Raw genomic sequence first — 26,005 nt, forward strand, 5'->3', positions numbered from 1 at the left:
TCATGGCAGATCTCCAGGTATTGAATCGTGCAGCGGTGGGTTTCAAATCCGGTCTTATGGAATGCTTCATCAGGATTCCTGCTTTTTCATCAACGTCTCGTTCGTAGCTGAATCGCGCTGCAACCACTTGCGCCAACCGCAGAACGCGCTGATATCGGTCGCGCCCTGCAAGGCAACGCTTTCGCAGAGAAAGCCGTGCACGCTGCGGCCATCGTCGAGCAGCAACGTGCCGATGCCGAGCGGCGCGGGAATCAGCGCGACGAACGAGCCGAACTGCGTTGCAGGCATCTCCCATAGTTCGACTTCGATCGCCGTGCCGCCCTCTGCCACGCGCACGAGACCGGGCTTTGCGCTTTCGGGCAGCGCGTAGAGCCGATAGGCCGGCGCGGTTTGCGTCGTTTCGACAAGGCGCGCGCCACGCGATGTCAGTTGGCCGTTGAGCGGTTGGCCGCTCAAATGCGCGCCCACGACGGCAACGCATACGTTTTCACTCGTTTCGCACGGCACATCCGGCGCAATTTCGTCCAGCCATGCGCGGGCAATGGCGAGCAGTTTTGCATCCTCGTGGGCGCGGGCAACGAACGTGATCCCGAATGGTTTTCCCTCGTGCTTTCCGGTCTCGCACAGGCCCGCAGGCACGGCAAGCGCCGAGAGATCGAGCAGGTTCACGAAGTTCGTGTAATAGCCAAACTTCGCATTCACACCGATAGGATCGGCCTCCAGTTCCGCCACGGTCGAGGTCGTCGGCGAAGTGGGCGTGAGCAGCGCATCGATATGCGGCCAGACACGCTCGGACGCCATCTTCAGCGTGGCCAGACGGTCGAATGCCGCGAAAGTATCGGCGGCGCTCCAGCGTGTCGCGCCGCCGATGATTGCGCGCGTGACCGGATGCAAGGCATCGGGATTCGATTCGTAAAACGGGCGGATTGCGGCCAGGCGCTCCGCCACGAATGGCCCTTCATAGAGCAGGCGCGCGGTGTCCAGAAAGGGCTCGAAATCCACTTCGACGATCTGCGCTCCTTGCGCACGCAACTTGTCGAGCGTGGCCTCGAAAGCATGCGCGTAAGACGCGTCGCCATAAAATTCGAGCTGTGCCGCGCGCGGCACGCCCAGGCGCAGGCCGCGCAGTGAAACGGCTTGCACGGGCACGCCTTCCCACGTGCGGGCGTAGGGATCGCCTTGCGTCACGCCACGCGCAGATTCGAATACCGTCTGCGCGTCGTTCGCCGTGTGCGCGAAGATCGATACGCAATCGAGCGAGCGGCACGCAGGCACGACGCTTTGCGTGCTCAGCACGCCTTTGGTCGGCTTGAGTCCTACGAGGCCGTGGAAGGCCGCGGGAACGCGTCCTGAGCCTGCTGTATCGGTGCCTAGCGCGAATGCGGCCAGTCCCATCGCGACAGAGACCGACGAGCCCGAACTCGATCCGCCCGAAGCATAGTCCGGGTCGAGCGCGTTTCTGCACGCGCCATAGGGCGAACGCTGCCCGGATAGCCCCGTGGCGAACTGATCGAGATTGGTCTTGCCGATGGGAATCGCGCCAGCCGCGATCAAACGCGCCACCACCGGCGCGCTTGTTTCCGGCGTGTATGCGTACTCGGGGCATGCGGCTGTGGTCGGCACGCCTGCGAGATCGATGTTGTCCTTGATCGCAAAGGGAATGCCGTAAAGCGGCAACGTGGCCGGATCGCGGCCCGCGAGCGCATCGGCATAACGCATCATTTCCTCATGCGTCAGCGCACGAATCCAGATGTGATGCGGATCGTCACCTGCAGTGCGTTGCGCAATCTGCGCGACGAGTTGTGCAGGCGTCAGGCTGCCGTCGAGATAGCGCGCACGTAAGGCGGCAATCGTCATATCGGACATCGTTGTGAGCGCATTCATTGACACGCGGCCTCCTCGCCGCCGACATCTTCGGTTGAGGAAACGCACGCGATGGTTTCATCGGCGTCGACACGAATCACCATCAGACGCTGGCCTGCGGTGACGGCATCGCCTTCGGCGCAAGCAAGCGACTCGACCACGCCGCCGATCAATGCCGACACGGTCACTTCCATCTTCATCGATTCGAGAATGGCAACGTCCTGGCCCTCCTCCACGCGATCGCCAGCCGCGACCAGCAATTTCCACACGCTGCCCGAGACATCGGCGCCAATCGCACGGCAATCTTCTGCGAGCGTGTCGTCTGCGTCCGCATGGTTCGCATCCTGCGCACCTGCTTCGCCCACGTATTCCGCCTGGCCCGCAACGCGCCAGCGTTCGCGCTCCGCATCGAACGCGGCTTGTTGCGTCGATTTAAACGCCGCAATCGAAGCGGATTCATCGTGCAGAAAGCGCTGGTATTCGCCAAGATCGAATACCGATTCCTCGATTCGCAATGCGCGCCGCCCTGCGATAAATTCACTGCGCCATTCCGCGAGTTCGGCTTCGCTCACTTCGAAAAAGCGGATTTCGTCGAAGAAGCGCAGCAACCATGGCTGTCCCGGCGCGAACTCCGCCGTCGAGCGATAGCGATTCCACATCTGCACCGTGCGGCCGACGAACTGGTAACCGCCGGGGCCTTCCATGCCATAGACGCACATATAGGCGCCGCCAATGCCCACGGCGTTTTCAGGCGTCCAGGTGCGCGCCGGGTTGTACTTCGTCGTCACCAGCCGATGACGCGGATCGACCGGCGTGGCAACCGGCGCGCCCAGATAGACATCGCCGAGACCCAGCACCAGATAACGCGCGTCGAATACGATGCGCTTCACGTCGTCGATACTATCGAGCCCGTTGATGCGGCGAATGAACTCGATATTGCTTGGGCACCAGGGCGCATCCGGCCGCACGCTCTGCATATAGCGTTCGATCGCGATACGCGTCGAAGGATCGTCCCAGGACAACGGCAGATGCACGATGCGATTCGGCACACGCATGGCATCGATGGCGGGCAATTGCGCTTCCGCGCCTTTCAGATGGTCGATCAGTTTTTCAGGCGAGAGCAATGCCGGATCGAAATGCACCTGCAAAGAGCGAATGCCTGGCGTCAAATCCACAATGCCCGGCACGCGATGATCCGCGAGCCAGTTCATCAACGCATGGACGCGAAAACGCAGTTTCAGATCGAGTACCGGCGGACCGTATTCGATCAGCAGATTGCGATCGCCCGAGCGGCGATAGACCACGGCCACGCCTTCATTTTCAGGCTCGCTGCGATAAAGTACGCATTCGTGGGAATTGGCTTGCGCATCGTTGCGCGCGGGCACGAAACGGACGGTGTCGCCCGGACGTAATTGACCGAGTTTCCAAAGTTCCTCGCCCACTACCGTGACCGGGCACACGAAGCCACCGAGACTCGGGCCATCCGGGCCGAGTATCACCGGCATATCGCCCGTGAAATCGACCGCGCCGATTGCATAGGCATTGTCGTGAATATTCGACGGATGCAAACCCGCCTCGCCGCCGTCCGTGCGCGCCCATTGCGGCTTCGGGCCAATCAAGCGCACTCCCGTACGGCTGGAGTTGTAGTGGACGGTCCAGCGCGCTTCGTACAGCATGGCGATATCGTCGCGCGTGAGGAAATCAGGCGCGCCGTGCGGCCCGTCGAGTACGGCGAGTTCCCATGCGTGCGTCAGCGCCGGAATACGCGCCGCCGGCAGCGTCGCGCCTGCATCGCCCTTGGCCGCGCCTGGCGCGAGATGCAGCACATCGCCCTTACGCAGCGCACGGCCCGCATGACCGCCGAATTGCCCGAGCGTAAAGGTGGCCTTGCTGCCCAGATAATCCGGCACCTGCAAGCCGCCCTTGACCGCGAGACAGGCACGTACGCCAGCGCCCGTCACGCCGCCGAGCTTCAGCACACTGCCCGCGGTCGCGCGGGTGACCTGCCAGAATGGTACGGTCTGGCCATCGAGCGTGGCGGCGAGCGGCGCACCGCCCAAAACGAATAGTGTCTCGCAGTTAAAGCGCAGCGTTGCGCCGACCATCGTGAATTCCAGCCCGGCTGCGTCTGCTGGATTGCCGATCAATTCATTAGTAAGACTGAATGAAAGATCATCCATCGGGCCCGAAGGCGGCACGCCCACATCCCAATAGCCAAGTCGCCCAGGCGTCTGTTGCACCGTGGTCTGCACACCACCGTCCATGACGTCGATGGTGTGCGGCGCGAACAGGAAGCGGCCCAGAAAGCCCGTCGTCTGCTCGCCGGCCGCGAAGGTGGACGAACCCACCACCGCGCGCAGATAGTCGAGATTCGTTTCGATGCCATAGAGTTGCGTGCGTTCGAGAGCGCTCGCGAGTTTCGCCAGCGCCGCTTCGCGCGTGCTATCGGTGGCGATGATCTTGGCGACCAGAGGGTCGTAGAAAGCGCTTACTTCGGTGCCCGCATCGACCCACGTATCCACGCGCACATCGTCAGGGAAATCGACATGCGTGAGCAGACCGGAACTCGGCTGAAACTGCCGGTTAGGATCTTCAGCGTAGACGCGCACCTGAATGCTCGCGCCTTGCGGTTCGGTCACGAGTGAATCGAGCGGCGCAAGCGTGCCCTCGGCCTGCCGGATCATCCACTCGACGAGATCGACGCCGTAGACCTGTTCGGTTACGCCATGCTCGACCTGAAGCCGCGTGTTGACCTCAAGGAAATAGAACGCACGCGCGCGAGCATCGAACACGAACTCCACTGTGCCCGCATTGGCGTAATTCACCGCACGCGCAAGACGGATTGCGGTTTCGTGCAGCGTTTGACGCTCTGCTGCGTTCAAGCCCGGCGCGGGCGTTTCTTCGATCACCTTCTGATTACGCCGTTGAACCGAGCAATCGCGCTCGCCTAACGCAATCACATCGCCCGCGCCATCGCCGAAAATCTGCACCTCGATATGGCGCGCATGCTCGACAAATTTCTCGAGGTAAACACCCGCGTTAGCGAAATTACTTTGCCCAAGCCGCGCAACCGACGCGAAAGCCGATTCAAGTTGCACAGCGTCGCGGCACAACGACATGCCGATACCACCTCCGCCCGCCGTACTCTTGAGCATCACGGGATAACCAAGCGACGATGCCGCTTCGAGCGCTGCCTGCACATCGGCCAGCAAGCCCGTTCCCGGCAATAGCGCAACACCGTTCGCCTGCGCAATTTCGCGCGCCGTGTGCTTGAGTCCGAATGCCGTTATCTGATCGGCTCGCGGACCGATAAAGGCAATCCCGGCCTCTTCGCAGGCACGCGCAAACGCGGCGTTTTCGGAAAGAAAGCCGTAGCCCGGATGCACCGCTTGTGCGCCAGTGCGGCGCGCGGCATCGAGAATTGCCGCGGCATTCAAGTAGCTTTGCGCAACGGGCGCGGGTCCGATGCAGACGGCTTCATCGGCGAGCATGACGTGCATTGCGTGACGATCGGCTTCCGAATAGACCGCCACCGACGCAATACCCAAACGCTTGAGCGTGCGGATCACGCGGCACGCGATTTCGCCGCGATTGGCAATAAGAATCTTGTCGAACGCCATTACGCCTCCCACACAAGCAGGCGCACCGGCGTGGGGTTATAGCCGTTGCAGGGATTGTTCAATTGCGGACAGTTCGAGATCAGCACGGTGACATCTTCTTCCGCGCGTACTTCGACATATTTCCCCGGCGCGGAAATACCATCTTCGAACGTGAGTTTCCCTAGCGGCGTCACCGGCACGTTCATAAAGAAGTTGATATTGCTGACGAGATCGCGCTTGCCTAGCAGCGCGGCTGCGCCACAGGTGCAATGCGCGAGTGCGTTGAGATAACTATCGCGGCAGCTATGCATATGACGCTTGTCGAGCGCATAACGCACCGTGTTGCTTTCGGCCGCACAGGCGCCACCGAGCGTGTCATGACGCCCGCAGGTATCCGCGACAATCGTCAACATGGGACGACCGAGATTCGACATCAGCACGCTGCCCGCGCTCAGATAAAGATTGCGCTGCGCGCGAATGGTGTCCTGCGCGCTATAGCGTTCGGCGGGATCATCGCTGCGATAGAACAGCGTATCGACAGCCTGATTGCCTTCGAGATCGATAATACGCAGCGTCTGGCCGCGCTTGAGGTCATACAGCCACGGCTCGCCGGCAGGCAACGTGACATCGTGATGGGCGTGGCGCTCGTCGAGCGCGCTTTCGATAATCGGCATGGCGGCTCCTCAGGCGAACAGGCGGTCGGTGTTGACGAATGCGCGGCCGTTTTCGGCACTGGACGTGCGGCAAAAGTCGTCGGCGGGCGCGCAGGCATCGGCGTCATATGCGCGCCATGCAATGAGTTTCACCGGCTTCGGCGCATAGTCGCCTTGCGGATCGAGCGGATGCGGCGCCGTAGAAAACGCCGCGAGCGTATTCATTTCGAAACGCAGATCGATGGCCGCGCCAGCATGCGAATGGTGCGGAATGTATTCGAGCGCGCCATCGTCGCCCACCGCGACCTTGCTGAAGAAATTCACATTGGCGACGAGATCGCGCGCACTCAAACCATATTTCGCGAGTTCGAGAATGAGGCTGTCACGGCCGTTGCGAATCATGGCATTGCGATGATCCTGATAGCGTTTTTCGCCGTATTTGCGCGCGAAAAACGCCGCTTCGCCAACGCCGCCGAGCGGATCGTGCCAGCCCAGCGTATCGCCCGTGATGGACGCAATGACGCGACCCATATCGGTATGCAATGCGTGGCCGCGCGTGAGATGGGCAGTGTGCTGCGCCTTGAGCGTATCCGCCATGTTGTAGCGTTCGAGCGGATCTTCCTGACGATGAAACACAGCGGCGAGATTCGCACCGCCTTCGATATCGACGATACTCAGCGTGAGACCGCGGCGCAAAATGCCGGACCAATGTGTGCCCGCAGGGATCACGGCTTCCCAGAGCGGTTCCTGAGCGGGTAATTGAGTCGGCGCGACTTCAGCGTGGAGGCTGGACGGCATGGAGGCTCCTGATGGCGAAGGGAATAAGCGTGAGAGGGCGATCAGACGACATCGCGACCTCCCGGGCTTTTATCCCTCCGTGGAGCCTCGGCACCGCCCTCGAAACGAAGGTGGGAGACGAGACCGGATTGCTCTCGGACCAGGCATCGGGCACAGAACTGAAACCAGCATCGTCCTGCGCAGCGACCGGAACCCTAGCGATCCTAAGATGATGCAAATTACTTCGCACCTCTCGCCAGGTCATTTAGCGAGATTTGTGCCAGTGAGCGAACGAGACTCGCCATGCCTTGTGACGAAAGGGTTTTGCGGGCAATGTGCCCTGCTCGCTTTCGGTTCGCATACGCCCTATGTTGGTGATTCATGCGCTGCAGATGAACCGCACGGCACTATTTGTGGGCGTAATTTTTAGTGTTTTCAGGGCGCGACGTCGCCAATGTCGATGGCACGGCTGTTGCGTTCAGTGCGATCGTTCTGAATCCGCTTCGAGATCGCCCATGTCCGCTACTCACCGCCTGCGCCAATTCCTTTATTCGATTTTTTCTGCGCGATTCATCGAATTGCAACGTCATGGTGCTAGCCCGGCGAAAAGCGATATGAGCAAGCGCGCCTGACAAAGCAGCTTGCCGATACCTTGATCGCCGGGTCTATCACCGGGCGCTACATCAGCTATCGGATTTCAGTTTTCCGCCGGTTGCCCAAGCGTCTTTCGCGATCTCCGTAAACACGATTTCGACGACCTCCGGCGGACACGCCAAGGTTTCCACGAACACGTTCGTGATTCCCCGCGCCAGTTCACGCTTTTGTTCGAGCGTCTTCCCCGGGTGCATTTCGATTCGCAAGATAGGCATAATGACTCCGTTTCACCGCGTCCCATCGACGCGGACGCAGTCATTATGGGGAAGCGCGCAGCATGGATAAACGGGCATTGAGTTGGGACACCCCGAACCGCGGGGTATCGAATGGCGGATAAGTTAGCGGGCATGCAAATGTTTGTCCGCGTGGTCGAATCCGGGAGTTTTGCAGCCGCCGCCGCACTGAGTAACGTGACCGCCACGATGGCTGCAAAGCACGTGCGCGAAATCGAAGAGCGGCTTGGCGCACGACTGCTTCATCGCACTACCCGTCAGCACCAGCTCACTGAAATCGGCGCGCTTTACTACGAGCGCTGCAAACGCGCACTGTATGAATTCGAACAGGCTGAAGCCAGTGCCGCCGAATTGCGCAGCAGCCCGCGCGGCAGACTGAAAATCGTCGCGCCGGTCAGCTTCGGCAGCGAAAAACTGGCGCCGGTTCTGGCCGATTATCTCGAACGTCATCCCGAAGTCAGCGTCGACCTGACACTCGATAATGCGCCAGTCGACCTGATGCGCGAGGGTTATCACCTCGCCATTCATGTCGGCGAAATCGATAGCGCGGATCTGGTCGCGCATCCGTTACACGCTTATCGGCGCGTTCTGGCGGCGGCGCCCTCGTACCTCGAACAGCATGGTCATCCGCCAACGCCGGAGCAATTGCGCGAGCACGCCTGCCTTGGCCTGTCGTACTGGAAAAAGAAGGAATTCTTCTGGACCCTGACGGGGCCGCAGCAGCAGATGTGCCATGTGCCTGTCGATGGTCGTTTAAGCGCGAACGACGGCCGTGCATTACGCGCCGCGGCGCTGCGCGGCACCGGCATCGTGCTGCAACCGGAAATGCTGCTGGAAAACGATCTGGCTGAAGGCCGCCTCGTTGCCGTGCTGCCCGAATGGAGTCATGTGCCTACGCCGATGCATCTCGTGCATTCGCGCGATGTGCGACCGACTGCGATGCTGCGCACCGCTATCGATTTCCTGGTCAAACGCTTCGCCGGTGAATAGCAATTTATATAGCGATGCGAAATGGTTTTGCCATTTTCATTTATCTCGCTTCGCATAAAAGACATCGCTATTTCACAGACTCACTATGCACGCTGATTGACGGGAAGCCGCTGCCACGCGGCTCTCGCATTTTCCCCTTGCTGCGTTGCACAAGCTCGCCTATACCACTAGGGCGTCGGCGGGGCGACGGCTCGCGCAGCCAGTCGAATGGACCTCATTGCACCGCACGATGCCTCATTGCAGCCAGCAGGCAAGCCGGCCACCGATGCCGGAATGCCATTGAAACGGGGGAGTCAGCATCATGCAACTCGGTATTTCGCCCAAGGTCGAGAAATTGGGCCGTTATGCGGTTCAAAAAGGCAAGAGTTCCATTTCCGGATTATCGTCCGGTGCATTCATGACGGTGCAACTGCATCTCGCGCATTCAGCAAGTTTCAGCGGCGTGGGCGTGATTGCAGGCGGTCCTTTCCGTTGCGCCGAATCGTTTCGCGGCGCAGCGCCGCTCGCCGAAGACGCCTACGTGCAGAGCGCGGAATACATCTGCATGAGCCCGCTCACGGCCGCTACCGGGCCCGATGCCAGCCGCCTCGCCAATCTCGCGCGCAGCACCGCGGATGCCGGCAAAATCGATGCGATCGCCAATCTGCAGGACGATCGCGTCTTTCTCTTTTCGGGTACGGAAGATTCGGTCGTGCATTCGACCGTGGTGAAATGCACGGAGTTGTTTTACCGGCAACTGGGCGTCAAGACGCTCACGTTCGACGGCACCGTACCCGCCGGCCATTGCATCGTCACCAACAATCCCGAAGACTCGCTGCTGAAGCTGAATCAGCCGCCTTATATCAATCGCGGCGACGGCATGCTCTCGCATGAAATCCTGCACTATCTCTACGACGATCTCGCTCCGCCGACCGATCGCCCGACCGGACGTATCGTGCGTTTCGACCAGCGCGAGTTCTTCGATAACGAAGCGCGTGCGAGCATGAGCGATTTCGGTTACGCCTACATTCCGCGCGCCGTGGAACTCGAAGGCAAACCCGCGCGCGTACATATCGTGTTGCATGGCTGCAAGCAGGGTTATGGCTTCGTGAATTTCGTCAATGGGCGCGAAGACGTGCTCAATCAGGTGAGCTATGGCAATCGCTATATCACCACCACGGGCTACAACGAAATCGCCGATAGCAACGACATCATCGTGCTCTATCCGCAAGCCACGGGTTCGGACGGCACGGTGCAAAACCCCGACGGTTGCTGGGACTGGTGGGGCTATACGAGCCCTGATCCGCAAGCGCCCGATTACTACTCTCGCGACGCGATCCAGATTCGTGCGATCCATCGCATGCTGACCCAGCTCGGCGGTTGAGCGCGGCGCCGGTCATTCCACTTCTTTCGATGTGAGCCTTCCATGAATCAGATGATCACCGAACCGGCCGCGTTCTTGCCGGCAGCGCTCGACCTCGCGCAGACTGCTCCCGCCGCGCATGCGGCCACGATCAGCGATTTCGCGCGCGCGCATGTGCTGTTGCAGGGCTGGGCGCAACGCGCCGCTATCAATGGCGCGGATACGACCAAACTGTTGGCCTCGGGCATGCTGTTCGTATTCGCGGGCGAGTTGCTCGACATGCAGCGCGCGACCTATGAACGCTTTATCAAGCAACAGGGCGCAACGCTCGAAGACTGGGTCGAATGGGGCCATCAGCGTGCGCAATTGCGCGGCGCGAATACCATGACGAAGCTGATGGAACAGGAGATGAATCTGGTTGGCCGGATCGGCCAGATCTTTACGGATCAGCTCACCAATCTTATGGCGCTGCAGGAGAACGTGGAAATCGCTTATGGGTTCTGGCTGAGCCAGAAGCTTGGCGGCGCATCCACGAGCCGCGTGGCGGCCGCTGCATGGTCGGGGCAGGCGCAGGCGGTTTGAGGCTGGCGACACACCCTCGCAGAAAACTGAATACAACGCCGCCGGCAACCTCCTATGCCGACGGCGTTTTCTATTGCGCTCTCTTTCTTTAAACGCGTTCGCGAGATTTGATCCGATATTGCCGATTGTGAATTTATTTTCATCTTCGCGCGCATCCCGCTGGCGCGGGGCACCGGCCTGGATGAATTTCTCTTCATGTTGTTGCTGGGGTTTTGTAGCAAAGCCTCCGCTATCGTGCGTTCCGTGGGCGCTTCGCCCTCCTCTGATATTTAAAGGAACGTCATGAAGATCGCTATTCAATTCGGTATCGCCGCCACGCTGCTCGTTTCGGCTCTCGCTCACGCGCAATCGGCACCGCAAGCCTCGCATCAGGCTGGCATCGCAGCGCAAACCGCAACCCAGATCCAAACCGCCGACAACACGTGGGTGCCGCCTTATGGCCAGCCCGTCGCGCAGAAAACCCGCGCGCAGGTCTATCAGGAACTGATCCAGGCCGAAAACGACGGCCAGCTGGCTTATCTGGATTCGGTGGTGTTTGCGCATTCGTGATGGTGCACGGGCGCGGGTGGGCCTATGCGATGTATGCCCTTTTTGCGCAATGGGCTATTTCAGCCATTCCCGCTCCGGCAGCCGAACTATCGGTGCCCGCCCATCCCGCCGCCCGAACCCATTCTGACGCTTGACCCGCTACCGCTGAACGACGAGCCTTGCATCGTGGCCACCGCATCGCTGGAACTGGACTGGCTGTCGTCCAGCAGGAGATCGCTCGCGCTGTTGCGATTGCGCCGCAGGCTCGTGCCTGTAGCACTCGAACGAAGAGCCGTATCGAACGCTCCCAGCCCACTGGCGTTATGCGCCGGCTGCCTGTGCGTGGCGTCTACGTTCACCGGGGGATGCGCGCCATAAACGTATCCCTGCTCCACACCCACCACCAGGCTCGCGCCAACGGCGCCGCAACCGGTGCTGATCACCGCGGCCTCCTGCGTGAACGAGCCCATCGTCCCCACACCCATCGACATCTGACCGCTCACCGCCACCGGCGCGCATTGCGCCGCGACGAAGACAATGCCGCTCTCCGGCACGATCACATCGACAAACGTCGTCCCGCCGATAACCAGGCTGGCCAGTTTGCCCGGCGCAAGCACGCCGCCATGTGCCGCGCCGGTCGTCACGAAATCGATATCGACCGCAAAACCCGTCAGCCGGTTCGCATGCGCGGGTAACGGAACGGAATATGCCGCATCACGCGGCCCATCGTCGATACCTGCAAAGTTGCCGCCGCGAGTCGTTATCCGAAAGCCGATTCCAGGGAGATTCGTCGTATAGACCTTGCCCAGTCCTGCGCTCACATCCGCGGGTGCCGATATACGCAATTCACGCATGTTCTTCGGGCCATTACACGTGAACGGAATGTCGCTGACGATAGTGGCATGCGTCGAGCCAACCCGCGTTCCCACCGGCGCGTTGAGCGGCACGGTAATCTGCACGGGCGCAAGCGGCAGGACGACGGCAGCCGGCTCGGCGGTTGGACGGCAATCGGCGTGCGCCAAGGTCGAGCCGCAACAACTCGCAAGCAATGCCATTGCAAGCGTCAACCCGCGCGCACCGCGGCATGCATACGATTCGATCAGACGGAGCATCTTCGGAAAAAGGTCAATGAAGCTGACCGATTTTACGGCACCGTCGATTCGGTGCTTCATGTGCCGTTTTACCGATTCTTACCGCAGCATGGTGGTGAAAAACGTGCGGAACGCAGGGATTGAAACGGCATACTATTTGGCTGGCGACTCCGGCTTTTCCGGAAAGAGCAACGATTTATAAAAGTCGGTGACACGTTCCAGATAGGATTTATCCGGTTCAGAGCCGATCTTCTGCATCCACCGCGTATTCATATAGTTTTTGATAGCGACAAATCGGCTCCATGCATCTTCGATTTCGCTTTCCGCCATACTGTCGTGCACGTGCTTTGCGAACATCGGATACATCGTTTCGACTGCGGGCTGGCGCTCACCAGGAGTGTTCCAGAGCCAGAATAATGCCTGCGCCTCCGGGTCCGTGTTGAACATCGAGGCAGGGACCTTCCCGTCGATCTGCTTCATGGCCTGCGCCTGATCGAACGACGGCAGCGTCTTCGTACCATGCTGCTTGAGATAAGCAATTTCGCGCGTGAGTTTCTCGTAGCGACCGTGGGCCAGCGGATTCGCGACGCCGCCAAACACGCCGCTATTACGCTGTTCGGCGGCCGCACGGTTCTGCGGCTGGTCGTACCACATGCGCAACCACTGGATATACACGACCATATGCCCCTTGAGCTCGCCCTGAATGCTTTTGGGCAGATCGGTGATCACGACAGGACGTGGTGGCGCAGCAGTATCGGATGGATGGCAGCCGTCCAGCATATTGGGCGCGGGCGTCTTCGGATTCAGGAAATCGAGCGCTCCCGTAGCGGGTTTCGCTGCGAACGGCAAACCCATTGGACCGCCAGGACCCAGGCTCGAAAGATTGGGAATCTCGCGGGTGACCGCCACGAGTTTTTTCACGGTCTGGCGGTACGTCAACTGGAAATCCTCGATTTCGCGCGGCGCGAGAATTTCTTCCTGAAGGTCGATATCGATAGCCGCGAGATCCTCCAGTTTCGGCATGGGAATCCCCGCGCCATAGGCGCGGTAGTACATCATCTCCAGCGGCACACGCGCCAGCTTGTCGGACAGGCCCTCCTCGCCTTCGACCGCGCCGCCGCCCACATCCACTTGCGCCCCTGGAAACAGGCGCTCCTGGCGCGGCCCGCGCATGTCCGCAGGGTCGACACCCAGCATGGTAAGCGGCTTGTAAAAGCGCAGTTCATGCGCCGCCGCGTAATGCACGCACTTTTCGATCTCCGGCGAAACAATCAGATCCGACGAGACCTCATTGCTCATCGGTATATAGCCGGTCAGCAGGTTGTCGTCGAAACGATTGGTAACGCAGTCGAATAAGCCGACGAACTTGATCTTGACCGATACGCCGTCGTATTTCCCGCCCTTGCAGACCTCTTCGAGCAATTGCTTTGCAAAGGCCAATGCGAGACCGCCGCCCATGTCGTAGCCAAACAGCGCAACGTGAATCGAGTTGAGCGTCGAAGTCTTTTTCGCCGCCGCGACTGCGGCCTTGAATTGCGCCTCGGCGGATTTCAATCGCGTGTCGACACCGGTGTTGAAAAGCGCGGCGCCCAGCTTCGTGTCGCGCAAGAGCTGGAACGATTCCGCAAATGCGCCAGCCGTCTCCTTGCCGAGTTCCTTGGCCAGTTGCTTCGGCAAACGATAGGGATATCGCAGCGCATCGCGGTAAAACTGTTTCCACTCCTTGCGCACGTACCGCATTGCACGCCGGCCCTGCGAAGCTGGCTTGGTCGTCGTACGCTCGATCTCTTTCGCGGCCTTGCTCGCGCCGCCCTTCAGCCGGTCGTACACGCCGTCGATCGTCGAACTGACACGGCCGCCCAGCGACGCATCCTTGACCTTACCGCTCTTGCTCCACTCTTCCTTGAGTGCATCTTTCAGCTTGTCGGTCGTTAGCGCGTCGCGCTTTTCCTCGGCCTTGTCTTCCAGCGTGTCCGTTGCCCTGTCCAGCAGCACCGCCTTCAGCGGACTGTCTTCCGGGTCGTAATCCGCTCCCAGACCGGGATAGTAGAACTTGCGCATGTTCTTGCCCGAATCGTCATTCAGCGCGTCGAACAATTTGCTGATATTCGTTCGAGGTCCGTATCGATCGCTGAAGCCGAAGCCGTCAAAAAAGAAGCTGGCCCACAAGACGTGTTCGCACGCCGGGCAGATCTGCTCGGCTTCGGCCTTCGTGCGGTAAATCTCGGCGGAGGCGGCGTCTTTCTTCAGATTGATCTCGGCCATGAGGTCTATTTACCCGGCGTAGGTGGCAAAGTCGGCGCGCCCATATCGTCGACCCATTGAAGATCGGCCGTGCCATTCTTTCTAAAATAGACACGCAGATACTGCGCATTTTCCGACGGAGGCTGCGGGATCGTGACGTCGAGGGTCCTGCTTTCCTGCGGCACGCCGTTATCCCTTTCCGTCTTGCTTTGCGCGAACTTCCAGTACAGCTTGACCGTCTGCCCAGGTGTCACGGTGCAGCCGCACGCAAAACCGCCTCCGCCGCCAAAATCCTGCCCATCGCTGCGCCCCGAAGGATTGCCGAAACAACCGGACTGATGCGCTTCGTCCAGCCAGAACCGGTTCAATTTGCGTTCGTACTCGTTGTAGCCCGTCACGCACACCGTATGCTTGTGCGACAGCAATTCATCGCTGTGCTTGCCACATGCGGCCAGCGGGGTCGTGGCGAACAGCGCCACTACGACCATCGACTTACTGAATTTCATCAATACCCTCTCAAACCTGTTGCGCATCGCCTGGCGCTTTCTGCAATGGCGGCCCATACCGATTCTGTTCCGGCTCGCCGCCGACAAAACCATTCGCGCCGATCGCAATGAATGGCCCGACAACCGGAACCGCATGAATGCAGACCCACCATCCCGACTTGCCCAGGTCATGCCAGCGCCGCACCGACACCGCCGTCAACAGCCAGAACATCAGGACGATAAACGGAATGCCGACGATTGCCGCGAAAACCTCGGTGGCCGGCAGATCCATCAGCGCATCGATCATCGTCGCAACGATCAGTAGCGATACTGTCACGCCCCACCATTGCAGGCGTCCCGAGCGTCCATTGAACGAAAACAGCACGCGTGGGTTCATCTCCGAATCTCCGCTTCAGCAGCGTGAACGGCTGGCTGCGCGTGGCGACCGGCAATGCCATCGTGTACAAGCTCGCATAGCGCGTCGAAATCGTTGCGATAACAGCCGATCGCGTCGACGATGAAACCGGCGATTGCAGGGTCTTCCAGCGACGTGCCCGGATACATCGACATCAGCGCGCCCAGCCGATAAGCCAGTTGCTCGTGCGTTGTGTGGTCGCTCTGCATCTGCTCATCGAGCAGCGCAAACAGCGCGACCATCTCACGATAAATCACGAACGGATCGGCATCGACCGCGATGCGGCCATGACGCCGCAATTCGCCGAGCACCGCATCGACACGATTGCCACGCTGCAAGGCTCTGAGTTCGCACCGCTCGACCCGCGGATAAAAAATGCGCTCGCGCCGTCGCGGATGCTGTTCGACGCCAATCGCGCCATCGCGGCGCACGTAGGTCCACGACACGCATGGCGAAAGCAGGGCTTGCCAGCGCGCCGCAGACAATGCGCTCGCCAGCGTCTGAAACACCGCCGCGTCGTAAAAGCGCAGCAGACCATCGCGATGGTCCGGCAAGGCCACACGCGTTCGCACACCCAGCCGTGGCGCCAGATCTGCAAGCGGATACGCGCTCACCAGCGCGATAAACGCAAACGGCCGGCGTTCCAGATGCCGCTCGAGCAATGCCCCGACATGCGGCGCGTGATACTCGCAAAGCAGCGCGCACACTTCCGGGTTGGTCGATTCCGGCTGCCCAGCAAGCAGATTCACGACACCGCCGCCCTGCACGAGCCGCTGCCACGGCGCGGCATTGATCGGCAATTGCGAAGCGTCGCTCAGCAAATAACGATACGTGCCCGCAAAACTCGCATGCTCGTGCGCCGCCGCGCGCTCCCAGGACTGCAACAAAGAAGTCATCGTCGTCACCCGCGCGTAGCAATGGCTTCGTGACGCAGTGCGAGATCGCGCATGCAGCCAACGCATGCTGGTTTGTTCAGCGAGGGCAACTGCACGTTCGCTGAACGCGGCCCCGTGAGCGTGTGCTGCGCGGCGTGGAAAGTCGCCTTGCCCGGCGCACCGATCACGATGTCTTTGCCCTCCATCTTCAGATAGGCACCGGCAGCGCTCAACAGCACGCGTTTGGGCGTCTGCACGGCCACGCTCGCCTGGGCGCTCGACACGGTAAGCGTCTTGCGTGCGCTGGCTTCGAGTGTGCCGGCATTCTGCGCCTGCAGCGTGAGCGCACCCGTGGCCGCATGCAATGCAATTCCCTGCGCGCCAACCGGCCGTTGCGCGCCCGAGGCGCCGAGCGTATGAAGCGCGATGCCCTCTTTCGCGACGATGCTCGCCTTGCCCTGCGCCGTCAGTTGAACGTCCTGTCCGGCGCTCAATACGGTCGCCGTGCCGGACGCCCAGATATGGCTTTGCGCGCTCATCGCTGCCATGCCGGCGGCTGCGTGCGCGACCAGATGCGGCTCTTGCCACGCACATGCGCGTCCCGCGCCGCCTCCTGATGCATTGCTCGAATCGCTACGCTCCTTGTCTGCACCGATCGATGTCTGGCTGTCACGCAAACTCTCGATCGCCGGGAGCAGCGACGCGCTCGCCGCGCTTGCGGCGGCATCGCTCACAGCGGCCCCGGGCTCCGCGCCCTGCTTGCGCGCGGCATCGGCGAGACTCTGCAGCATCTGCTGATGCTGTGCCAGCACCTCGCGCGCAGCGCTGGCGTCCATCTGGTTTGCGCCGGCCGCCGTGCTGATCAGCAAGCCCGCTCCGCCGCGCAGAGCGCCCGCAGCCTGGGTCGAAAGCTCCACGCCGTAGCCGCGATCGGCGCGACGCTGGTTGTCCTCGACCTGCTTGATATGACCGAGCGTGAGGCCGCTCGCGTGATCCGTGGTGTAAAGGCGCGCGCTGGACTGGGCCGCCGTATCGTCGAGCATGAATTGACGATAACCGCCGGTGCCGTTCTGGCTCACGCTCATATCCTGTGTCTTGAAGCCGCTGAGCACCGCTGCGTGATCGTTGCCCGCGAACCATGCGGATGCATTGCCCGTGCTGCTGCCCGGACCGCCCGCCTGCGCATTGTGCTGGGCGTGGGCGTTGCCTGCGCCGTTGTAGAGCGCAGCCACCGCGACCGGTCGATCCGGCTGTCCTTCGAGCCATTCGGTCCACACTTCCTGGCCGACGCGCGGCACGCTTACGCCGCCCCAGTTATCGCCGCCCACGGGCGTGAGCATACGTGTCCACGTCCCCGCGCCGTGATCGGCTGGTGCGTTCTCCTTGCGCGGATGCGCTTCGCGACTGGCGGCATTCTGGCCGCGCTGCGCGTGATGCTGGATACGAATGCGATGATCGCGGTCGGTGTGAACGGGATCGCCCGCGCCGACGACGATGGCCGTCTGCGCGCCCGGCATGATCGCCACCGGATGCGCACGGCCGCCATGACCGTCATTCGTTAGCGGACGATAAGCCTGTTCGAATGGCAACGCCGTGAAGCGATTCTGATAGACGCCGTCTCCCTGCGCGTCGTTCTGCGCGTCGTTCTGCGTTTGCGCCTGCATGGCGGTTTGCATGACCGCGCCAAGCTGCTGCGCGATCGCGCCGTACACATCCGCGCTCACATTCGCGTGCGCCTCGTGATCGACGCGCAGGCACACGAACGGGTTTTGCGCAGACAGTGTCGGATGATCGCTGATCGCAAAGTGCAGGCCCGCGCGCAAATCGCGCCGCGTGCTGCCGCCTTCGCAACGCCAGGCGGCGACACGTTGCGCATCGAGCTGGCGCTGTGCCTGACGATCGCCGATCGCGGATGTCTGATACGCGTACGGCCCTGCCACGTCGCGATCCTCGCCGGGCACGACGGCACCCGTCGCCTGCGCGAGCGTCGCGCGCGTCGACAGGCTGCGATGGTCCCAGCTTGCCCGCGCCACGCTGCCGATGCGCCAGCGCCGCGCGTTGACGAAGTGCTGGATGGCACCTTGCGGATCGCCGTCGCTGCTTTGATGAAAGCCGATCGGTTCCGGCTCGGCCGGTGTGAAGCGCAGATTCGAATCCGCCAGGACGAGCGTGTGCTTGCCGAAACTGCCCGACGCGTGATCGGCCGCATGCTCGAACCAGTAAAACAGGCCCTCTTCGGCCCAAAGGCGCTCCAGAAAGGCAAAATCGGATTCACCCGCTTGCGCGGTGAGGCTGCGCTTCGCATAACGCGAAGCGTCGTCGAGCGACCAGCGCCAGGCGGGCGCAACCACACCGCTCGCGTAATGGCCGAAGATCTGCTCGGTGATCTCAATGACGCTCGCGTCCTGGAAGTTGTAGCTGTCCACGCGCTGCCGAAGAAGCGCGAGCCACGGCTGGACAACGAGTCGCACGCGCGCGAGCCCGCCGTTATAGCCGTCGAGTTCGGCGGCGAAAACGTGGCCGTGAAATGGGCGTCGTGCATCGAGTCCTTGCGCCGCCTGCAATTCGATCAGCACAGGTGCGCCGATCAATTTTTCCAGCGGCAGGTCGGGCGTTTCGGTCAGAGCGGTCAGCTCGAAACGGAAACCGCCGCCGTCGAGCGACTCCCAACCTTGCAGGTTTTCGGCGACGAGCGTGTTCTGGCCGAGCGGTGTCGTCAGCCAGAGGAAGCGGTCATGCTGGGACCAGCCGCCGAGAAAAGCACGGATCAGATCAGTAGTGTTCGACATGGTGTGCTCTTGCGGTACGCATCGCGATATCGATTGCCTGCTGGATTGCTGGAGTCATGGTCGGGTTGTATCGCTCGAGCATGAGTACTGCTTCTTGCGCTGACGCTCGATACGCAGTCCATTACCAGGCTTTCGCCAGGCGCAAAAACCACCCGCGTAAATCGGACCGCCTTTGTTATCCCTCGTCGAAATGCCGAACGTGTAGAGCATTCCGCTGTCGAGCGGCTTCGGCGGCGTGACGACTTTGGCCCCGTCGATGGCCTGTCCATAGACAATGCAATCGCCGTGATGCAATATGACCGGCGGCGCGCTTTCAGGTATTTCGACTTCCCAGTAAGTTTCGACCGGCGTCGCAATACCCGTCGCACGTACGACGCCAATGTCGGCCAGTTTCACGGCGTCCTGCATATATTCGTCATCCGAAGCAAAGCACAGTGCTGGCTTGTCGCCAACTTGCCGGACGTCGAGACTCACTACGACGAGTTGACTCGCGCAAGCAGATGTCAAAAAGGTGCATACCGCCAGCAACGCGGCGCTATTTCGGAAGATTCGCTGCATCTTTTGGGTCCTTGAATAACGGCGCCAGTACTTTTTCTAATTTGTGGTGATCGGGGAACGGTGCATCATGAATAGCCGCCCTCAACGTCTTCGCGATAACAATCGCGTAATAGTCGGCCACGATATTGCCCTGCTGTTCCATATTGAAATCCCCGAATACCTGTCCGGCCTCGATGGTGTAATCGTAGGCGCTGCCGAACCGAAGTCTGACGAGAATCCCATGCCAGCGCACGGCATAACCCATCTGGAATTGCCAGACATGTGTCATTTCATGAAGGAACCATGACCTCTTCTGGATAAACTCACCCTGAGGCAATGAGAAATCCTCTTCATAATCTCCTTCAAGAAAATACATCTCTCCATTCGGTGTAACAGCCGTTCTTTTGCTCTGCAGGTTAAACCAGAAATAGCTGCCTTTATGAACGCGCACGCGGCTGTAGTCGATGCCCTCCTGAAAGATCAGCTTCGCCATCTCGATCTCGCCTTGCGTCAACGCGCGGCCTTCGCTGCCGACTTCGACGGATTTGACCGAACTCCCCACCTGCGCATCGTTGGTCTGAATATCGGCAATCGGCACATTCACGGCTTCGGGCGCTGCCGCCGCCGTTCTCGAGCAGCAATCGACCGTCTGCGCGGGCGTGAGTGCTGCGCTCTCGATCTTCACGGGCTGATCGGTGACGATGCGCTGGGTCCGGCCGTCGTCGTCGGTCACACCGGAGACGGTCGAACCATCGGCCAGTTTGAGCTGATACGCGACCTTGGCCAACGGGTCCGCCGATTTGCTGACAAAGCGAATCTGCTCGTCATACACCGCAAACGGCGCGAGCACTGGCAACCCAGGCAATTGCACGCTGTCCGAGGCAGCGCCCGGAAACGGATGTCCTGCCGCTTTCACTGAAAACTGCCCCGGCGTCTCGACGATGATATCGGCGCCCTTGATCGTGATGCGGTTCTGGCCTTGCTGCAGCACGATGGCGTCTTTCGCAAGCACATCGACGCGCTCTTCTGTCGACGTCACGCTCACGGTCTGATCGCCGGATATTTCCATCGTAGACGCATGCGCCTCCACGCTCACCGGCCCCTCTCCCGCAATCGCCTTCACACCGCCCGCGACGCTGTAGAAGCTTGTCGCATCTCCTGACGCGGCCGCCACCGTCGCCGCCGCGCCAACGTGGGCGTCTCCTTGCGCGCTCACGTGCACGTGCTGCGCCGCGTAGGCGACCGCGCTATTGGGCGTTGTCATCGCGATGTTGTTCGGCGACTCCATCAGCACCGCTGGCTGCGCGAAGCGCTCGACGGCCTTTCCGCCTGGCTGCGCCGTGCTCTGGCCATTCACGCTGCCCGTGTATTTGCCGTCCTGCGCCGGATCGATCGACTTGAGAAACGCACTTTGTGCCGCATTCGCGCCGAGTCCCAACGCCTGCGCGCCGAGCGCCGCCGTGTCGAGTTCCGCGGATGCATCGACGGCATTCTTCAGTTGTCCGATGCGTTCTGCGGCATCCATCTGCGTCGATACACCCTGACGGCGCGCCGTGCTCGACATCAGCACGCCTTCGCCCGCGCGCACGACGCCCCAGCCCTGCGTCGCCAGTTCGAAGCCTTCGCCGCGATACGCGCCGCGCGTCGCGCCTTGTTGCTCGATCAGGTAGCCCTGCGCGAGCGTGCTGCTGGCGGTCGCATTTGTCAACTCGTGGCGTAACTGTCCGGGCGCATCGTCCATCACCCAACGACTGCCGCTCTGGCCGTCGAGCGTTTGCGTCTGCAGGCCCGTAAGCGTGCCGGAATGATTGGCATCACTCCCTTCGCCCGCCGCGAACGGCGGCTGCACGCGCCCGCCATACACTTGCCCCAGTACGACCGGCAAATCGATGTTGCCCGATTCGAAGCCCACCGCCACTTCGGCACCGACGCGCGGCGTGAACGCGTGGCCGAAGTTCGGCCCCGCCGCCTGCTCGGCCACGCGCACCAGCACGCCGCTGCGATGATCGCCCGGCGCATGACCTGCCGGATTGGAACGGCTCGCCGTATCGGTCAATCCGCCCGCCAGCGGCGCGGTGCCCCGCATCCACGGAAACTGGATGCGCACCTGATGATCGCGCGTGCTGCTTACCACGCTGCCCGGCTCGCCCACCACAATGGCCGTCTGCACACCATGCACAACGGGACGATCGCGAAACGCCGGCACGATCGCCACGTGTTCCGGCACAGCGGTAAAGCGATTGCGATACAACCCCTGGTCGAGTTCGCCGCTCGCGAGCACCTGTGCGATCTGCGCGCCGAGGTTGTTCACCGCCTCGTGCTCGATCCACAGCGGGACGAACTTCACCGTGCCGTCCAGATAACCCGTGAGCGTGTGAACCTTGCCGGTTTCAAGCGTGCGCGACGAACCCGCGCCGTGGTATATGCGCCGGTCGAGTTGCAGCGCGTCCAGCCGCTGATCGGCGTACCGCTGCGCCTCCTCGCCGGTTTCGAAACGGCCGGCACGCTGTCCTTCGTAGATCTCGCGCGCCGGCAACACCGGCACGTCCGCTTCGGAAAGCTGTCTCGCACGTCCCGCGAGCGCGAGCAATTCGCTGGACTTCCAGCTCGTCGCGACCACGCTGTCCGGCACCAGTTGCCGGCGCTCCGCGAATTGCGTCATGACGCCATCGGGATCGCCCACATCCTGCCGGTTATACGCGATGGTACTGCCCGCATCGAAGCCAGCACGCCGATCGAACACCACCACGCTATGATTGCCGCACGGCGCATCGCCCGTATCCTGCGCATGTTCGATGCGATAAGACAGCCCTGCTTCGGCAAGCTGACGTAGCACGAAATCCCGATCCGTTTCGCGATACTGGCCGCGCAGCCTGTACGTGCGCAGCGGCTCGTGCAGCTCGTAGCGCCGCCGCGCTTCGGGGTAATCGCTGAACACACGCTCGCAAACGCCTACCGTATCGAGATCGACGAAATACAGGCAGTTGCGGCGCAATTGCAGCAGCGCCAGCCACGACTCCATGGTGATGCGGTAGCGTGTGATTTCGCCGTCGCTATCGGCATAGGCCGCGTGCGTGACGTAGCCGTTCCAGCAGCGCTCGCCTGCGCCCGTAGCCAGCCGCAGGCGCGCCGCGCTGCCCATCAGCGGCGCGAGGTCGAGAAACGCCGCGTTCGACAGCACGTCGATCTCGAAGCGAAACGATTCGTTCACGCCTTCGCGACCATGAAAGCGCTCGACGACGAACGCGCCCGGCATCGCGGTATCGATCTGAATATGACGGGTCGCCTGCCTCACACCCGTTAAAGCGCCAACGAGATCCATGTCGTGTTCCAGCCAGATACGGTAATAGTCGATACGTTCAGAACATCTTGCCCATGTCGATGTTGTACTTCACCATCTGACGCTGCGCTTCCCATTCTTCTTCGGCCGTCGGCACGCGCGGCGCATCCCAGCGCACGCCGTTCACGAACACCGTGCGCCAGCGCAGATAGCCCCACACGAAATAGAACTCGCGGCCCGAGTCCTGCAGCGCGAGCCCGCCCGTCACTTTGGGGTCGGTCAGTACGGCGCTGTCACTCGACGCATCGGTGCGCCTCGCGGCACGCGCCTGTTGCGCCGCGCGCTGTGCGGCGTCGTAACGCGCCAGAATGGCGCTTTGCTGTGCGCTGAGCGGCGAGCGCGGTTCCGGGTCGGCCAGCATCGCAGGCGAAGGCGCGAGGCCCACCGAACCTGCGCCGATCATCTGCATGATCTGCGCCGTGCCCGGCATACCGGTTGCCTGACGCTGCTTCCATTGCGCATGATCGCGCTCGAACTGGGCCTGCTGCTTCTTGAGATCCTGAATCTGCTTGTGGTTCCAGACATCGTCGTCGTCGCCAAGCGGCTTGAACCATGCACGCGAGTCATGCATGAAGCCGTCGTAAAGCGCGCTGATCGCCGCTTCGGGCGGCCCCAGGTTCCAGTCGCTGCGCACTTCGCACCATTGCCGCCACTTTTCCTCGATCTGCTGACGAAAGAAGTCGACGGCAAGCTTTCCGCCGCCGATCGCCGGGCCAACGAAGGGATTCACAGCCAGACTCGCGAGCGCAGGCAATAGCGGCGGCGCAACCAGCGCGACGGACTTCGGGTTTTTCGCCATCTGGTTGTCGATCGCCTTCATGACGTAGTGGCCCACCGTCGGCCCGCCATTTTTCTCGCACTCGAGCAGGTCCTTCCATTCGGCCCTGAGCTCTTCGTTCGCGCTGTCGAGATCGGCGCCATCCTGCGGATAGGCGGCTTTGGCCGCCTTGAAGCCCGGCTGCTCGCGCAGATTGTCGAGCCGCATCCTGCGCCAGCGCAGATAGAGACCGTAGTGCGCGCGCATCAGCCCTGCGGTGCCGTGATCCTGATTGGCGTAGTAGCCCTTGCTCGTGTTGACGTAGTTCGCGAAGGCGGTCTTGAGGGCGGACGAAATGCCGAAAGACGCCGCGACATCGGCACCCGCGCTGATCGCGTCAAGCGGCACACCCGCCACGCGCGCCGCTCGATACATGTCGAGCAAGGGTACCTGCGAAAGCTTGTCCGCATCGCCGGTGCCACGTCCCTGCTCGCCGGGGCCATAGCCGCCGCCGACATCCGAATGCACGCCGGGATAGACGATTTCCTCGCGGCCATCCATCGCGCTGTCGATCAGGTCGAGCGGAAACGAGCCGCGTGGTTCATGGGCGGCAACCATATGAACGCAGCGACGCACATAGGACGGCACCGCCATCAATTCCTTGCGCCCCCAGCCGCCATGTCCGTCGAACACCGTCGCGGCCGTACTCTGGGCAATTCCCACAGAGGCCACCGTATCGAAGATGCCGAGAAAATCGTACGAGACCGGCACGCCACAGAGCGTGAAATCCGGATCGAGCGCATCGGCGAGCCAGTTCGAGAACGTGCGCGCCTCGGCCGCACCGCGCGAGAAGCCAAACACGTACAGGCGAATTCGCTGTACTTTCGGCTTGCCATTGACGAGCCGATCGCCCACGCGCGCCTTGAGCGCGGCACAACGCTCGCGCATTACACGGCGGCGTTTCTCGTCCCATTCGCGCATCGTGCGCGTCCAGTTCGCGATATCGACTTCGCCTTTGAGTTGCGACCAGATGGTGTCGCGATCCCAACGCAATTCGATACCGTTTTGCTCCGCGGCTATCAGTCTGAGCGCCCCTGCGCCCGAACTGCCACGCGCGTTGATATCGCCGATACTGCCAGGCTGGGGTGGCGTGCCGCCGAGATCGATGCCTTTGAAGTTGAGGTCGACGCTGATGGATCGCGTGATGTCCTTGTCTTTTTGTTGCAGCGCTTCGCTCAAGGTCACACCGCAAACGTATTGATGCACGGTGTTGTGGATCTGCAAGAGAGCCCAGTTGATGCGCCCCTCGCCTGCCCATCCCGCCGCGGCACCTGCAGCCGCCTGCAGGCCGACGCCCTGATCACCGACTTCGTTGACGAACGGCGTGCCCACGCCCGCCACATAGATTGGCTGGTGCCATCGGTCGACCATAAATGCATGGAAGAGACGCGAGACGTTGCTGTCTTTCCCTCCCGGACGATCGCGCCCCTCGTTATTGCGCGTCCCATCGAAAAAGACGCCGATGTGAAGCGTCTTGCAGCAACTCATGCCGTCGTCGTCATGCAGACGCCGAAGGATGGCATCCTGCTCCGCCTTCGTCACAATGTTCACGTCCGGACGCTCGGGCGCGGCGAAGCGAAAGCTCATCGCTGACTCCTCTTCTCAGGCGTCAAGCAGTGCGGATCGCTGTTGAGCAGCGCGAAGTGCCCCGGACAAGCCTCGTCGGGCCGCTGCAAACCTTCGGGAAAGCCTGCGAATCCTGGCGCCCATCTGGACGCATAGACCTTGATCCTGTCGCCCGGCATGAACAGTACCCACAGAAAGCCGTCATAGAACGATTCATAGGGCTCGACCTGCACAACCCGTCTCGCCATTGCCACCGGATTCTTCGCGAACATGACGTCATCGCGCCAATCGACGGTCACGGTGATGCCTGGATGCCATTTGGCCGGCAACGAAACGCAGCAACTTATGCCGCTGGCACCGCCGTTACGGCGTGCGCGCACTGCGCCATCGCCGACGTCATTCACCTGGAAACGGCCAATGGGTACATCGGTGTAGTTCAGCGCGCTGATTTTAAGGTCGAGCGTATCGTCGACTCCCGTTGCGCCTGGTGGCGCCGCAACTTGTGCATTCGCCTGCGAAGAAGATTCAGCTGCGCGCGAACAACCCGCTACGCCCAGCGCAAACGTCAGCATGACGAAGCAGCTAGCTGTTTTCCTGATCAACCCGAATATCATGAACGAATCCT

The 26,005-nt window shown here is 61.5% G+C and carries 19 protein-coding genes and 1 riboswitch; of the genes, 4 read left to right on the forward strand and 15 right to left on the reverse strand.

Annotation, left to right across the window (positions count from 1 at the left end):
- Positions 1 to 69: 69 nt before the first annotated feature.
- The 5 genes from atzF to G3N59_RS24865 all read right to left on the reverse strand — a co-directional run bounded on the left by atzF (position 70) and on the right by G3N59_RS24865 (position 7,761).
- Positions 70 to 1,884: an allophanate hydrolase gene (gene atzF / locus G3N59_RS24845; protein ID WP_205985463.1), complete on the reverse strand. Its 1,815-nt coding sequence runs from the start codon at positions 1,882 to 1,884 to the stop codon at positions 70 to 72.
- On the reverse strand, positions 1,881 to 5,483 hold the full coding sequence (locus G3N59_RS24850; RefSeq protein ID WP_205985464.1) for a 5-oxoprolinase/urea amidolyase family protein: 3,603 nt from the start codon (positions 5,481 to 5,483) through the stop codon (positions 1,881 to 1,883). The genes atzF and G3N59_RS24850 overlap by 4 nt, the downstream gene beginning before the upstream one ends.
- Positions 5,483 to 6,136: an urea amidolyase associated protein UAAP2 gene (locus tag G3N59_RS24855; protein ID WP_205985465.1), complete on the reverse strand. Its 654-nt coding sequence runs from the start codon at positions 6,134 to 6,136 to the stop codon at positions 5,483 to 5,485. Before G3N59_RS24855 ends, G3N59_RS24850 begins: the two co-directional genes overlap by 1 nt.
- A 9-nt stretch (positions 6,137 to 6,145) precedes the next feature.
- Positions 6,146 to 6,913 carry an urea amidolyase associated protein UAAP1 gene (locus G3N59_RS24860; RefSeq protein WP_205985466.1) on the reverse strand — a complete coding sequence of 256 codons (768 nt, stop codon included), beginning with the start codon at positions 6,911 to 6,913 and terminating at the stop codon, positions 6,146 to 6,148.
- A gap of 56 nt (positions 6,914 to 6,969) precedes the next feature.
- Positions 6,970 to 7,122: riboswitch (guanidine-I (ykkC/yxkD leader) on the reverse strand.
- Positions 7,123 to 7,575: 453 nt separating this feature from the next.
- On the reverse strand, positions 7,576 to 7,761 hold the full coding sequence (locus tag G3N59_RS24865) for a 4-oxalocrotonate tautomerase (protein ID WP_205985467.1): 186 nt from the start codon (positions 7,759 to 7,761) through the stop codon (positions 7,576 to 7,578).
- Positions 7,762 to 7,893: 132 nt separating this feature from the next.
- Between G3N59_RS24865 and G3N59_RS24870 the strand changes: the two genes are divergently transcribed.
- The 4 genes from G3N59_RS24870 (at position 7,894) to G3N59_RS24885 (ending at position 11,242) form a co-directional block, all read left to right on the forward strand.
- Positions 7,894 to 8,769 (forward strand): LysR family transcriptional regulator, encoded by an 876-nt coding sequence (locus G3N59_RS24870; RefSeq protein ID WP_241024019.1) that lies wholly within the window; start codon positions 7,894 to 7,896, stop codon positions 8,767 to 8,769.
- A 301-nt stretch (positions 8,770 to 9,070) separates the two neighbouring features.
- Entirely contained in the window at positions 9,071 to 10,132 is a 1,062-nt protein-coding gene (locus tag G3N59_RS24875) for a poly(3-hydroxybutyrate) depolymerase (protein ID WP_205985469.1), read from the forward strand.
- A gap of 42 nt (positions 10,133 to 10,174) precedes the next feature.
- On the forward strand, positions 10,175 to 10,693 hold the full coding sequence (locus tag G3N59_RS24880; RefSeq protein WP_205985470.1) for a hypothetical protein: 519 nt from the start codon (positions 10,175 to 10,177) through the stop codon (positions 10,691 to 10,693).
- Positions 10,694 to 10,975: 282 nt separating this feature from the next.
- Positions 10,976 to 11,242 carry a DUF4148 domain-containing protein gene (locus tag G3N59_RS24885; RefSeq protein WP_205985471.1) on the forward strand — a complete coding sequence of 89 codons (267 nt, stop codon included), beginning with the start codon at positions 10,976 to 10,978 and terminating at the stop codon, positions 11,240 to 11,242.
- Positions 11,243 to 11,328: 86 nt separating this feature from the next.
- Here the strand turns inward: G3N59_RS24885 and G3N59_RS24890 are convergent, their stop codons facing one another.
- The 10 genes from G3N59_RS24890 to G3N59_RS24935 form a co-directional block, all read right to left on the reverse strand.
- On the reverse strand, positions 11,329 to 12,168 hold the full coding sequence (locus tag G3N59_RS24890) for a hypothetical protein (RefSeq protein WP_205985472.1): 840 nt from the start codon (positions 12,166 to 12,168) through the stop codon (positions 11,329 to 11,331).
- 297 nt (positions 12,169 to 12,465) lie between these two features.
- Positions 12,466 to 14,577, reverse strand: a complete 2,112-nt coding sequence (locus tag G3N59_RS24895; protein ID WP_205985473.1) for a DUF2235 domain-containing protein — start codon at positions 14,575 to 14,577, stop codon at positions 12,466 to 12,468.
- Between the two features lie 5 nt (positions 14,578 to 14,582).
- The gene (locus G3N59_RS24900) at positions 14,583 to 15,119 is read right to left on the reverse strand and encodes a hypothetical protein (RefSeq protein ID WP_241024027.1); all 537 of its coding nucleotides are present in this window, start codon (positions 15,117 to 15,119) and stop codon (positions 14,583 to 14,585) included.
- The gene (locus tag G3N59_RS24905) at positions 15,073 to 15,438 is read right to left on the reverse strand and encodes a DUF805 domain-containing protein (protein ID WP_205985474.1); all 366 of its coding nucleotides are present in this window, start codon (positions 15,436 to 15,438) and stop codon (positions 15,073 to 15,075) included. The genes G3N59_RS24900 and G3N59_RS24905 overlap by 47 nt, the downstream gene beginning before the upstream one ends.
- Positions 15,435 to 16,352 (reverse strand): DUF4123 domain-containing protein, encoded by a 918-nt coding sequence (locus G3N59_RS24910; RefSeq protein ID WP_205985475.1) that lies wholly within the window; start codon positions 16,350 to 16,352, stop codon positions 15,435 to 15,437. The genes G3N59_RS24905 and G3N59_RS24910 overlap by 4 nt, the downstream gene beginning before the upstream one ends.
- A gap of 5 nt (positions 16,353 to 16,357) precedes the next feature.
- Positions 16,358 to 19,120 carry a type VI secretion system Vgr family protein gene (tssI, locus tag G3N59_RS24915; RefSeq protein WP_205985476.1) on the reverse strand — a complete coding sequence of 921 codons (2,763 nt, stop codon included), beginning with the start codon at positions 19,118 to 19,120 and terminating at the stop codon, positions 16,358 to 16,360.
- A 54-nt stretch (positions 19,121 to 19,174) separates the two neighbouring features.
- Entirely contained in the window at positions 19,175 to 19,678 is a 504-nt protein-coding gene (locus G3N59_RS24920) for a hypothetical protein (RefSeq protein WP_205985477.1), read from the reverse strand.
- The gene (gene vgrG / locus G3N59_RS24925; protein ID WP_205985478.1) at positions 19,656 to 22,979 is read right to left on the reverse strand and encodes a type VI secretion system tip protein VgrG; all 3,324 of its coding nucleotides are present in this window, start codon (positions 22,977 to 22,979) and stop codon (positions 19,656 to 19,658) included. The genes G3N59_RS24920 and vgrG overlap by 23 nt, the downstream gene beginning before the upstream one ends.
- A gap of 37 nt (positions 22,980 to 23,016) precedes the next feature.
- Positions 23,017 to 25,401 (reverse strand): DUF2235 domain-containing protein, encoded by a 2,385-nt coding sequence (locus G3N59_RS24930; protein WP_205985479.1) that lies wholly within the window; start codon positions 25,399 to 25,401, stop codon positions 23,017 to 23,019.
- Positions 25,398 to 25,994 carry a DUF3304 domain-containing protein gene (locus tag G3N59_RS24935; RefSeq protein ID WP_205985480.1) on the reverse strand — a complete coding sequence of 199 codons (597 nt, stop codon included), beginning with the start codon at positions 25,992 to 25,994 and terminating at the stop codon, positions 25,398 to 25,400. Before G3N59_RS24935 ends, G3N59_RS24930 begins: the two co-directional genes overlap by 4 nt.
- Positions 25,995 to 26,005: the final 11 nt, after the last annotated feature.

Source organism: Paraburkholderia sp. Ac-20340, assembly GCF_017104965.1.
Lineage (GTDB): Bacteria > Pseudomonadota > Gammaproteobacteria > Burkholderiales > Burkholderiaceae > Paraburkholderia.